General features: G+C 64.2%; 11 protein-coding genes. 4 read left to right on the plus strand and 7 right to left on the minus strand.

What is annotated here, in order from left to right:
• The 3 genes from KF821_08800 to KF821_08810 are packed head-to-tail and all read right to left on the minus strand — an operon-like array spanning position 1 to position 2,645.
• Positions 1-666, minus strand: a complete 666-nt coding sequence (locus tag KF821_08800) for an ABC transporter ATP-binding protein (protein MBX3005905.1) — start codon at positions 664-666, stop codon at positions 1-3.
• A gap of 19 nt (positions 667-685) precedes the next feature.
• Positions 686-2,182, minus strand: a complete 1,497-nt coding sequence (locus tag KF821_08805; GenBank protein ID MBX3005906.1) for an efflux RND transporter periplasmic adaptor subunit — start codon at positions 2,180-2,182, stop codon at positions 686-688.
• A gap of 7 nt (positions 2,183-2,189) precedes the next feature.
• Complete coding sequence (locus KF821_08810) at positions 2,190-2,645, minus strand: MarR family transcriptional regulator (GenBank protein ID MBX3005907.1); 456 nt, start codon at positions 2,643-2,645, stop codon at positions 2,190-2,192.
• A 163-nt stretch (positions 2,646-2,808) separates the two neighbouring features.
• Between KF821_08810 and KF821_08815 the strand changes: the two genes are divergently transcribed.
• A complete protein-coding gene (locus KF821_08815) occupies positions 2,809-3,720 on the plus strand; it encodes a site-specific integrase (GenBank protein ID MBX3005908.1) in 912 nt (303 codons plus the stop codon).
• Between the two features lie 181 nt (positions 3,721-3,901).
• Here KF821_08815 and tilS read toward each other — a convergent pair whose 3' ends face one another.
• A complete protein-coding gene (gene tilS, locus KF821_08820; protein ID MBX3005909.1) occupies positions 3,902-5,305 on the minus strand; it encodes a tRNA lysidine(34) synthetase TilS in 1,404 nt (467 codons plus the stop codon).
• 87 nt (positions 5,306-5,392) lie between these two features.
• Between tilS and KF821_08825 the strand changes: the two genes are divergently transcribed.
• Entirely contained in the window at positions 5,393-6,607 is a 1,215-nt protein-coding gene (locus KF821_08825) for a response regulator (protein MBX3005910.1), read from the plus strand.
• Positions 6,608-6,645: 38 nt separating this feature from the next.
• Here the strand turns inward: KF821_08825 and mutL are convergent, their stop codons facing one another.
• The gene (mutL, locus tag KF821_08830) at positions 6,646-8,376 is read right to left on the minus strand and encodes a DNA mismatch repair endonuclease MutL (GenBank protein MBX3005911.1); all 1,731 of its coding nucleotides are present in this window, start codon (positions 8,374-8,376) and stop codon (positions 6,646-6,648) included.
• Between the two features lie 104 nt (positions 8,377-8,480).
• On the opposite strand from mutL, the gene KF821_08835 reads away from it, so the two are divergent.
• A complete protein-coding gene (locus tag KF821_08835; GenBank protein MBX3005912.1) occupies positions 8,481-9,281 on the plus strand; it encodes a hypothetical protein in 801 nt (266 codons plus the stop codon).
• A 96-nt stretch (positions 9,282-9,377) separates the two neighbouring features.
• Positions 9,378-10,220: a DUF2785 domain-containing protein gene (locus KF821_08840; GenBank protein ID MBX3005913.1), complete on the plus strand. Its 843-nt coding sequence runs from the start codon at positions 9,378-9,380 to the stop codon at positions 10,218-10,220.
• Here the strand turns inward: KF821_08840 and KF821_08845 are convergent.
• Together KF821_08845 and KF821_08850 are read right to left on the minus strand one after the other, a co-directional pair.
• Entirely contained in the window at positions 10,217-10,693 is a 477-nt protein-coding gene (locus KF821_08845; GenBank protein ID MBX3005914.1) for a DinB family protein, read from the minus strand. The genes KF821_08840 and KF821_08845 overlap by 4 nt on opposite strands.
• Before the next feature lie 8 nt (positions 10,694-10,701).
• Complete coding sequence (locus tag KF821_08850) at positions 10,702-12,138, minus strand: aspartate ammonia-lyase (GenBank protein ID MBX3005915.1); 1,437 nt, start codon at positions 12,136-12,138, stop codon at positions 10,702-10,704.
• Positions 12,139-12,372 lie beyond the last annotated feature (234 nt).

Here is a 12,372-nt window from a genome sequence, read left to right on the forward strand (position 1 = left end):
TTAGCTCTCCGCCACCTGGCCATCACGGATCGTGACGACGCGCTGGGTGCGCTTGGCGATCTCAGGATCATGGGTAACGATGATCAGGGTCACGCCGCGCTCTTTGTTGAGCGCCAACAGCATCTTCATGATCTCATCGCCCGATTTGCTATCCAGGTTGCCGGTGGGCTCATCCGCCATGATGAAAGCCGGATTGTTGACCAGCGCCCGCGCAATCGCTACGCGCTGCTGCTGCCCACCGGAAAGTTCGTTGGGTTTGTGGTGCAGGCGCTCGCCCAGGCCCACGGCTTCGAGCGCCTGGCGGGCGATGGCGCTGCGGTCTTCGTTGCGGTTGGCATAGCGCAGCGGCAGCTCGACATTGGCCAGGGCGCTGGCGCGCTTGAGCAAGTTAAAGGTCTGAAAAATAAAGCCCACTTTGCGGTTACGCACATCCGCCAACTGGTCATCATTCATCTCGGCCACGCTTTCGCCGTCCAGGTAGTATTCGCCGCTGGTCGGCCGGTCCAGGCAGCCCAGGGTGTTCATCAGGGTCGATTTGCCGGAGCCGGAAGGCCCCATGATCGCCATGACTTCGCCGCGTGCCACTTCGAGCGAGAGGCCGCGCAGGGCGTGCACTTCTACATCGCCCATTTGATAGACCTTGGTGAGGTTACGCGCCTCAACCACCAGGTCTTTCTTTGTTGCGCTAATTGAAACCTCCCATGAATTGGTTGGAAGGATCCATCGGGTCAAAGCTGGATACCGGTGGGTTGAGCACGATCACATCGCCTTCCTTCAATTCGCCGTCCAGAATTTCGCTATAGGTCTCAGACGAGGCGCCCAGGGTGATCTGCACCGGCTCCATGCGCACGCCGCGTTGCACATACACCACGCGGTGGCCGTTTTGCACGCGCACCGCGCGGTTAGGCACCAGCAACACGTCTTCTAGTTCGGTCACCACGATGTTGACCACCGCGGTCATGCCCGGGCGCACATTGGCATCGGCATCATCCAGCTCCACTACCACGCGGAAGGTCACGCCGCCCTGCGTGCTGTTGCCTGATTGGGCCACGGCTACCACTTCGCCCGCGTAGGCCACATCCTGCACAGCATCCAGCACCACGCTGGCCGGCTGGCCCACGGCAATGCGGTTGATGTCGACTTCAGAGACTTCCACCACCACCTGCACGGTGCTGAGGTTATCCACCTGCACGGCCGGCGCACCGGTGTTCACCAGGTCGCCCGCGTTGGGGTAAATATCGGTGAGGGTGCCATTGAACGGCGCTAGGATGTAGCCCATGTCCACGCTGGCCTGAGCGGCGGCCAGGCGTGCCTCGGCCGCGGCGCGCTGCTGGGCGCTAGGCCCCTGGCTGACTTCGTCATAGTGTTGCTGGGCAATCTCCAGTTGGGCCTTCGCCAGCGCCAGATCGGCCTCGGCCTTGGCGATTGGTGTGGCGCCGGAGCCCGAGGACAGGGCGTTGTACTGGCGCACAGCCGCATCGTATTTCTGCTGCGCCTCGGTGAGCTGCAACAGCAGCCCGGCACGCGTCAGGTCGCCCTCGGCGCGGCTGGCAAAGGGTTCGTAGGCATTGCGCGCCCGGTCAAGCCCGTCTTGCGCCAGGATCATATTAGCCTTGGCCTGGTCAATATCCACCGGGCGGCCGGGGTTGCTGATCGAGCTGAGATAGCGCTGGGCCTTCTCGAAAGCGTCTTGCGCCTCGGCCAGCTCTTTTTGCGCCTGGCTCAGGCCCAGATCACCAAACGAATTTTCAAAGTCTTCGAAAGCATCCTGGGCACTTTGCAGATCGGCCTGGGCGAGGATGACGTTAGGTGGCATCGAGGAGATCACCAGGCTGGCGATCACATCGCCTTTGCGCACCCGGTCACCCACGGCGAAATGGATCTCCTCCACCACGCCTGAGGTCTCCCAGGCCAGCGCGGCGCTCTGCAGGGCGCGCACGCTGCCGGTGGCGCCCACCGTGGCGACCAGGCTGCCGCGCTCCACGCGGGCGGTCTGCACATTGCTGGCCGCCGACTGGCTGGGCTGGCTGGCGTTACGCACCAGCACCGCCACCACCAGCAGCAGCAACGCCGCCCCACCGACGATGAACCATTTGCGGGTATCCATCGTCTTGAACCATTCGACGATGGACCATTTGCGGGTGCCCATCGTTTTGAACCATTCTTGAATGCGCTTGATCATGTATCTTTTATGACTCCTTGGTCTGATCCGCCCGGTTCTCCAGGCTGGTAATCGCTTTATTGAGTAAGTGCACCAATTGCGCTTGTTCCTCGGCCTCCAGGCCGCTCAACAATACGCCAATCTGTTTACGTTGAAACTGCTGGGCACGTTTCGCGAAGGCGCGCGCCTTTTCGGTCAGGTGCAGGCGCAGCGAACGCTTATCCTGCGGATCAGCCTGGCGCAGCAGCCAGCCCTCCCCCTCCAGCTTGCGCAAGCCCACGCTAACCGTGGGGGCGCTCAAGTGCAGCAGCTGCGCCAGTTCATTGACGCGAATGCCGGGATGGCGCTGCACGGCAAACAACAAGCCGAGCTGCGACAAGCTAAGCTCCAGATCCTTGGCGGCCATGCGGCCCAGCCCCAGGCCTTCCAGGCGTTGCAGCACGGCGATCAATTGCTCTTGCGAAGCGGCAGTCTTGTTTTGCATAGTAGTTAGTTTATCTAACTAAACGATTGTAGTCAACGCGGCCATCGATAACATGTGGGCTGGATAAGAAAGCTATTTCTGCAAGCCGGATCGAGTTGACACGCACTCGGCGCCTGCCTACACTACAACGATTGACTATGCGCATTAAGGAGCACCGCTGAGCATGCCTAAAACCGCCGCCCCCTTCAGCCTGGGTGCCAAGAGCACCCTGCCCCCGGCCATCCAGGCCTGGGCCAGCTACCTGGCCGACCAAGGCTCTTCGCTGCACACGGTCAAAGCCTTCACTGGTGATGTGCGCCTGCTGGCCAGCTTCCTGCCAGCGGATCAGCCCGTGGGCAGTATCACCACCAATGACCTGAACAATTTTCTGGAGTGGATGCAACACAAGCGCGGCGTGGAGTGCAGCCCCAAGACGCTCAGCCGGCGCATCACGTCACTCAAGGGCTTCTTCCGCTGGCTGCAAGCCGGTGGCGCCGTGCTGGCCGATCCCGCCGAGCGCGTGGTGCAGCGCAGCGTGCTCAGCCCGCTGCCCGCGGTGCTCAATGAAGCCGCACTGCAGAACGTGCTGGCCGTAGCCGCGCGCCAGCGCCGCGGCAAGCAAGGCGATGCGCGCGCCTACACCCTGCTGGCCCTGCTGCTCAGCACTGGCATCAAGAAGGGGGAGACGCTGGCGCTGAAAACCAATCACGTGGATATGGAAGCGGCCGAAGGCCCGCTGCTGTTCGTGCGCTACCCCAGCCCCAAGGATCGTTACAAGGAGCGCAAGATCAGCCTGCCGCTGGAATGGGTGGAAGCGTACGAGGAGTACCGCCGCCAATATGATCTCAGCCGCGCCCTGTTTCCCTGGTCCCCGCGCCGCTTGGAATACTTGCTGGAAGATATCGGCAAAGCCGCCGGCCTGCCGCAACAGCTTTCGTTCCTGATGTGCCGCTGGAGTTGTGCGCTGCGCGACCTGCGCAGCGGGATGGATGAAACTTTGCTGCGCCAAAAATTAGGCGTCTCCGAGATCCAATGGCGCGAGTTGAGCATGAAACTCAACCGCCTGCGCGCTGAAGACCAGTTGCAATTGTTCTGATAGAGATTAGAGTGAGCAGGTAGTGCTCTCTCTGGGACAGCCATGATTTTTGTCATTCCGCTGAGCGGCGCAGCCGCGAAAGGGGAATCCGCCAAGGGTTTGGGTTAGTACTGCCTTATCTGATCAATTCGGCACGCACGGCACAGAAGATATGCCAGCAGCCCGGCCCCCTGCCCACGCTCTACTCGCTACCTGTCACCAGCTCAGCATGCACCGCCGCTTGCCCCGGTGCGGCGGCATAGCCGTGCGCCAGGCGCAAGCCCGGCGCCCACACCACCGCATCGCCGGCACATAGCAGCGGCCAGGCGGCGCGGGCACGCTGCGGCAGCTTGGCATTGATGAACAGGTCGGCCAGCTTTTGGCGGCCATGGGGCAACGCCATGCGGTCGCCCGCTTGCGGGCGGCGCAAAACCAATTGCGCCGCCAGGCTAGCATCCAGCCAGGCTTGGAACGCGTCGGCGGCCGGCGCCGCCGGCGCGGCCTGCACCTGCAGCCGCAGCCGCCAGCCTGCCCCCAGGGTCACATCGGCGGGCGTTGGCAGCGCCAGCTGGGCCTGCGGCGCCTGTGGCCAGGCGGCAGGCAGCTGCCCGCGGCGCAATACCTCACGTTCCGCCAGCCAAAGCTGCGGCCCTTCCACCAGCAGCACCAAGCCATCGAACCAATCCTGCTCGCCCGGCTGGCCGTCCAACGCGGCGCGCGCCTGCTCGATCAACCCAAAGGTAAGCGCATCCCTATGCGGGCGCAGCACACTGGCGGCGCGCTGCAACACCCGGCGCTGCAGGGCGAGTGGTTCGGCAGCCAAGGCCCCGCGCTGCAGGCCAATAAAGCCTGCGGCGCGCCGCGCAACGCAGCGCTGCCAGGCCGCCTCACTGGCGGCTTGCAGCACCTCATTCTCAGCAGCCTGCACTGCGGCGCTGTGTGCCAGGCGCGTCTTCACGCCCGGTGCCAGCGCTTCCATTGCGGGCAGCAGGGTGTGGCGCACCCGGTTACGGAAAAATGCGGGGTCGTGATTGCTGGGATCCTGTTGCACGGCAAGCGCGTGGGTTTTGCAATATGCCAACACCGCGGCACGGCTTGTCTCCAGCAGCGGGCGCACCAAGGCCACGCGATCACTCCATGGATTGGGCCGCCAATAGGCAGGCATGCCTTGCAGCCCCTGCGCGCCCGCCCCGCGCAGCATATGCATCACCAGCGTCTCGGCCTGATCATCGGCAGTGTGTGCGCTGAGCACGGCGTGGGCGCCGTGCTGCTCGGCCAGCTCAAACAAGAAGGCATAGCGTGCCGCACGCGCCGCCGCCTCCAGCGATTGCTTGTGCTGCCGCGCCAAAGCGGCCACATCCACGCGCCGGCTGGCAAACGCCATGCCGTAGCCAGCCGCCACCCGGCGCGCCGCGGCGGCCTCCGCCGCCGATTCGGGCCGCAGCGCATGGTCCAGGTGCGCGGCCAGTAGCGGCCAACGGCCCAGGCCGTGCAAGGCATGCAGCAAACTGGCACTATCCGGCCCGCCGGAGAAGCCCACTACCAGCAGCCCGCCGGGCGCCAACTGCGCCACGGCCGCCGCCGAGAGGAACGCACTTTCACCCATAGGCTGATTATAGCGAGGCGCGCCGGCCCAGCGGCCACGCCGGCATGAATTGCCGCCCCGCCGCCTTTATGCTAGACTCAACTCCTTATGATGGCGCAGACCTATACGCTGCTGGTGGTTGACGACGATCTGGATACCCTCAAGCTGGTGGGCACCACGCTTGAAAAGCAGGGCTTCGTGATCCACATCGCCAAAGATGGGCAGGAAGCGCTGGACAAGGTGCAGGAAGCCAAGCCCGATCTGATCCTCTTGGATGTAATGATGCCCAAGATGGATGGCTACGAAGTCACCCGCCGCCTGCGCGCCAACCCACAAACCGCGGGCATCCCCATCATTCTGTTCACCGCCAAAGCCCAGGTAGACGATAAGGTGGCCGGCCTGGAAGCTGGAGCCGACGATTACCTGACCAAGCCGACCCACCCCGCCGAGCTGGTAGCCCGCGTGCGCAACATCCTTAAGCGCCCGGTGACCAGCATGCTGCCGCCGCTCCCCAGCGAGGAGCCCAGCCGCCCGGCGGCCAGCCCGCCGCCTGCCGCCATCCCGGCGGGCAGTAGCCAGAGAGTCATCGGTGTGCTCGCTGCCAAGGGCGGCCAGGGCGTTTCAACCCTGTGCATTAACCTGGCAGCCGGCCTGGCCGAGCAATACCCGCAAAGCGCCATCCTCCTGGCCGAACTCACCCCCGGCCACGGCGATCTCAACATTCGCCTGGGCCAAAGCGGCGATGGCCTGGCGCAATTGCTGCGCCGCTCGGCACGCGATATCTATCGCAGCGCGGTGGAAGCTGCGCTCAGCGAACACAAGGGCAACCAGCGCCTGCTGCTGGCTGGCACGCGCCCCAGCGATGCCCCGCTGAGCCAGGCGGGCGAGCAGATGGCCGCCATCATCGGCGAGCTCAAGCAGATCGCCAACCATGTCGTGCTGGATCTGGGCGTCGGCCTTTCGCTGGGCAACCAGCGCGCCCTGGCCTTGTGCAGCCATGTTCTCGTAGTGGCTGAGCCCGATCCGTATACCTTTGAGCAGACCAAAGCGCTGCTGGCAGACCTGGAAGCGCTGCCGCTGCCCAATGCGCGCCTGATGGCCGCCATGGTGCACCGCGTGCGCAACGACCTGGCGGTGAATGCGGCCGAATTGCAGAAACAGCTCGGCCGTGAGCTCGACGCCGTCTTCACCCCGGCGCCCGAGCTGGCCTACCAGGCCACACGCCAACAGCAATCCATGCTCGAGACGGACCCGCAGAGCTATAGCGCCCAGCAGACCCTGAAACTGGTCAACCTGATCGCAGAACCCAAGCGTCGCCGCTGATCCGGCAAGTTGCATTGATTTTTTATTGCGATGAAACGCTAGCGTGCCCCGCGCCGGCCAAATTGCTTTTCCAATACATCGATCGATAAATGGATCATCGTCGGGCGGCCGTGCGGGCAGGTGCGCGGCGCCTCGCAGGCCTCCAGATCGCGCAGCAAAGCGCGCTGCGCCTCCGGCGAAAGCGCCTGGCCGGCCTTCACCGCGATGCGTTTGCAGATCCGTGCGATCAGCTTGGCTTCCAACTGCTTTTCCAGCGGCTGCTCATCTTCTTCGAAATCTTCCACCACGGCACGCAGCGCCGCCTCTGGGTCTGAGCCTAACAACAGGGCCGGGATGGCACGCACCTTATAGGTCTGCGGGCCAAACGGTTCAACATCAAAGGCCAGGCCGCGCAACGTATCCAGTTGCCCTTCCAGCAGCTCGGCTTGCGCCGCGGGCAGCTGCACCGTGGCGGGCTCCAGCAGCAATTGCGAGCCGAGTTGGCTGCGCTGGCTCTGAAAGCGCTCGTACAGCACACGCTCGTGCGCGGCGTGCTGGTCTACCAAATATAAGCCATCCGGCCCTTCCGCCACCAAGTACGCCGAGCCCACCTGCCCCACCAGGCGCAGCAGGGGTACGCCCGGCAGCCGCGGCTGGGCGGCTTGCGCGGCGGGTATGGGCGCGGCTGCGTCTTCCTCCGGCGGCATGGCCAGCTCGGAGTAGGGTTCGGGGGCCGGCTCGGCGGGAGCCGGCATCGGGCGCCAGGCCAGCCCGGGTTGTAGCGGCTCCAGTTGCGGCAGCGGGGCGTGTGCCAGCAGGGCGCGGCGCACGGCGCGCTGCAAGGTAGTGAACACACGGTCGCGCTGGGCGAAGCGCACCTCGGCTTTGGTGGGATGTACATTGACATCCACCAGCTCGCTGGGCAGCTCAATGAACAGCACCACCAGCGGGTAGCGCCCCACCATCAGTAAGCCGTGATAGGCCTGGATGGTGGCGGCGGCCAGGGCGCTATCTTGCACCCAGCGCCCATTAACAAAAAAGGTCAGCTCGGCGCGGTTGCCGCGCGTCAGATCCGGCGGGCTGATAAAGCCGCTCACCCCCACCAGCGCATCCGGCGCTTCCACCGGGATCATGCGCCGTGCCAGGCCGGCATCATACAGTGTGGCCAGGATCTCGCGCCGCTCCCCGTTGCCACTGGTTTGCAGGGTATGGCGCCCGTCCATTTGCAGGTCGAAGGCCACGCCGGGATAGGCCAGGGCATAACGGGCCACCAGTTGGCTGATGTGGCGACGCTCGGTAGCATCGCCTTTGAGGAATTTGCGCCGGGCAGGCAGATTGAAAAAGAGGTCCTCAACATGCGCCAGGGTACCCACTGGCGCGCCGATCTGTTCCAGGGCGGCGCGCTGGCCAGCATCCACCTGAATGCGCGCCGCCGCCTCACTGGCCGGCGGGCGCGAGGTGAGCGTGAAGCGCGACACCGAGGCGATCGCCGCCAGCGCTTCGCCGCGGAAGCCCAGGGTGTGAATGTGTTCCAGATCCTCGGCGGCGGCCAGCTTGCTGGTGGCATGCCGCTCCAGCGCCAGCGGCAGCTCGGCTACGGGGATACCCAGGCCATCATCGCTCACCTCGATCAGGCGCTGGCCGGCGCCTTCCACGCGCACCTGGATGCGGCTGGCCCCCGCATCCAGCGCGTTCTCCACCAGCTCTTTGACCACCGAGGCGGGCCGTTCGACCACCTCCCCAGCGGCAATTTGTGAGGCCAGCGCATCTGGCAACATGCGAATCGGCATGGCTAGATGTTAACTGCTATTTGCCCTTTGCGGAAAGTGCCGCGGCGTGCTATTCTGTGCCGCTTCATCGTTAGCTACATCAATTCAGCCTCTCAGGAGAACGCATGAAACCATTTGCAAAATCCCTCGGCCTGCTTCTACTCACGCTTCTGCTGGTAGCCTGCGGCGGTGCCGGCCCCAGCGCCACCGAAGCGGCAGGCGCCGGCAGCCCCGCAGCGGAAGCCAGCGCTGAGCCCAGCGTGCCGGCCAGCCTGTGCAGCGTACAGTACATGCCCGTGGTGGAAGGTGCCACCTGGCACTACGAAGGCAGCAGCGAGACCGGCCCCTACAGTTGGAGCGTGCTCACCAGCGAAGTTGGCGATGCCAGCTTCACCGTGACCCAAACTCACGATACCGGCGGTGAGCCGCTGATCGTGACCCAGCGCTGGACCTGCTCAGAAGAAGGCGCCACGGCGCTGGAGTATGGCGGTGGCGCGGATGCTTCGCTGACCTACTCGGGCTTGAACGTCACCCTGGAAACCTTGCAGACCACCGGCATCACCATACCGCGCAACATCCAACCGGGTGACAGCTGGCAGCAAACCTTCGAGATCGAAGGTACGATCCTGAGCGCTGATATCGAGAGCACGGTGCAGGGCAATATCACACAGGATTATCAAGCCATCGGCATCGAGAGCGTCAGCACGCCGGTGGGCAGCTTTGATGCGCTGAAGCTTGACATCGTTACCACCTTCAACCTGCAGGCCAGTGTGATGGGCATTACGGTGCCGTTCAACCTGGTATCCACCAACACATCCTGGCTGGTGTCAGATATTGGCTGGGTCAAAACTACCGGCAGCGCCACGATGGAAGGCGCCAGCGGTTTTGAGACCACCATCGAATTGCAAAGCTACAACATCCCCTAAACGTCAAGTTCGACTCGGAAAAAGCGCCAGCCACAAGCTGGCGCTTTTTTGAATCGCAAAGCCATCTACAATGGGGAGAATGTTCAAGGGAGTTTTATGTACAGCGAAGCGGAGCTCAAACCACTGCTACAAAGCATTGCCAGCCAAGAATATGCGCCGCCTGATGGAGAGGATGTCTTCGCGCTGGCGCAGGCGATGCTGGCCCATCTGGGCAGCCCGGATGCCGAGCTGCGCGATGACCTGATCTACGGCACGTTGGCGCGCTGGATCCTGCGCCAGCAGCGCTTCGAGAGCGAGGCGCTGCGCCAGTTGCTGTGGCAACTGGCCGACGACGAGCACCTTGGCTACGGCCTGGGCCAGGCCGGAGACGATTCGGTCTTCCGGCGTTCGTTTTCGGTGTTGCTGTGGCCGCCGGTCCTGATCGTCGAACGCCAGCGCCCCTTCTTGAGCGCAGCGGAAACGCAAACCTTGAAAGAGCGCATGGCCCACTATCTACGCAGCGAACAGGACCATCGCGGCTATGTGCCCGGCAAAGGCTGGGCACACGCCGCGGCGCATGCCGCCGATGCGCTGGACGATCTGGTGCAGTGCGCGCAACTGCACCCCAGCGACCTGCTGGAGTTGCTGGATGCGGCCGCTGCCAGTATTGCCTTTGCCCCCATGCCGCACCTCTATGAAGAAGATGAGCGCATGACCACGGCGGTGTTCTCGGCGCTGGGGCGCCAGCTGCTGCCTGAGCAGCATGTGGTGGCCTGGCTGCAGCGCCTGGCGGCCCGAGCGCTGGAGCCAGCCGAAGCCGGCTCCAGTTTCGTACATTTCAACGTTAAGGCCTTTTTGCGCAGCTTTGCCTTCCGCGCCCGGCGGCATGCGCTACCGGCGGCCCTGCTGGCGGCCAGTGAGGCTGCCCTGGCCGAGATCGATCATTTTAAAAACGTTTAGCCCGCAAAGGCCTTGCCTTCAGCCCACAGTTGGTAGGTGAGCTGCATATGCCCCAGGTGCATGGCATAGTGCGCCAGCACATGTTGCAGAATGCCACGCACACTGCGCGTCCGGCCGTTGAAGGTGAGGGTCTCATCCAAGCGAGCGGCGCTGAGCGCCGCCAGGATCGGCTCGCTTTCGGCGGCGGCGGCTTGCAAGGCCTGCAAGACCTGCTCGGCTGACTGCGCCACGAAGCTGAACTCGGCGGCACGCTGGCGCGTGGGCGGCTGGGCGGCGATGCCCTCGGCGAACCAGAAGTGCTCGGCGCCGGTGCTGTGCACGGCCAGCACAGCCAGCGAGTTGGTTTCATCCGCAGCGGGCGGCAGGCTGGGCCGCCAGTTGAGGCCAGCCAGCGGCGTGGCCGCCACGATGGCGGCCATCTGGCCGCGCAAGCCAGCCAAGCTGGCCAGGGTGTCTTGGATCTCGGGCAGCATAGCGCGGCCTACTTGACGATGCCGCCCTCGGTCAGCTTACGCAAATCGCTCAGCGCGTGGCGGATCTCATCGGCGGTGGCAGGGCGATCTTCATTGACATGCTGGAGCAAGCCGGCGTTAGCTTTCTCCACGGCCAGCTCGGTGATTGCCAGGTTGTCTTTCACGGCTTCCTTCACCAAGGCGGCACCCGCCTGGTACCCGATGAGCGGGTTGAGGGCGGTGACGATGATGGCGTTGCGCGCCAGCCAGCCTTCGGCCTTCTCTTGATTGGCGCTCAGCCCCACTACGCAGCGCGTGGTGAAGGCGTTGACCGCGCCGATGATGACTTGCATCATCTCGAACAGGTTGTGGGCGATGATCGGCATCATCACGTTGAGCTCCAACTGGCCAGCGGCCGATGCCATCGCCACGGTGGTGTCACAGCCGATGACGTGATACATGGCCTGGTTCATCATCTCGGCCAATACCGGGTTGACCTTGCCGGGCATGATGCTGGAGCCGGGCTGCACGGCGGGCAGGCGCACTTCGTCGAGCCCGGTGGAGGGGCCGGAGGCGAGCAGGCGGAAATCGTTGGCGATGCGCGTCATCGTCAGCGCGTAGGTGCGCAGGGCGGCCGAGAAATCGGCGGCATCCGCCAGGCTCTGCATGCTCTCGAAGAGGTTATCGGAGGTGTGCAGCTCCAGCCCGGTGATCTCGCTCAGGCGGGCCACCATGTTCTTATGATAGCTGGGATGGGCGTTGAGGCCGGTGCCGGTGGCGGTGCCACCGATGCCCAAGCGGCGCAGGCCATCGGCGGCGCGGCGGATGCGCTCGGCATCGCGGCGCACGGCTTTGGCATACGCGCCGAACTCCTGCCCCAGGCGCACCGGCACGGCATCTTGCAGGTGGGTGCGGCCGGATTTGACCACGCCATCAAACTCGACGGCTTTGGCTTCGAGGGCAGTGGCCAGGCCGTCCACCGCGGCGAGCAACTCCTCCAGGCGCCATAGGGCGCCGAGGCGGATGGCGGTGGGGATGGTGTCGTTGGTGGATTGGGCCATGTTGACATGGTCGTTCGGGTTGACCAGGTAGTTGCCCAGCTCGCCGCCGATGAGCTGGGTGGCACGGTTGGCCAGCACTTCATTGACATTCATGTTGTGGCTGGTGCCGGCGCCGGCCTGGAAGGGATCGACCACGAACTGATCGGCCCATTGGCCGTCCATCACTTCGCTGGCGGCTGTGGCGATGGCTTTGGCTTTGTCGCCATCCAGCAGGCCGAGGCCGCTATTGACGTCGGCGGCGGCGCGCTTGATGGCGGCCATGGACCAGACGAAGGCGCGCCAGGGTTTGAGCCCGGACACGGGGAAGTTTTCGACGGCACGTTGGGTTTGCGCACCATACAAGGCCCCGGCAGGCACTTTTACTTCGCCGAGGGAATCATGTTCAATACGTACGTCTTGGCTCATACTGTCCTTTTGAGGTAGGTAGTGGTGTTTGTCTATGGCTTGCGGCCACAGGGGATTGTATTTTAGTCGATTGAAAAGTTTTAATCATCATCATGGCTGCGGGGGCGGGCAGGGTTAATAGTTCAAGCGGCTTGACGGGCTGGCGGGTGAGGCAACTGCGTGGCATGCGCTGGTTATAACGCGGGGGCTGTGCGAGGGGTGCGGTTGGCGGCGGGTGTCAAGGGAACGGTGGGT

The sequence above is a fragment of the Anaerolineales bacterium genome, assembly GCA_019637755.1.
GTDB lineage: Bacteria > Chloroflexota > Anaerolineae > Anaerolineales > UBA11579 > JAMCZK01.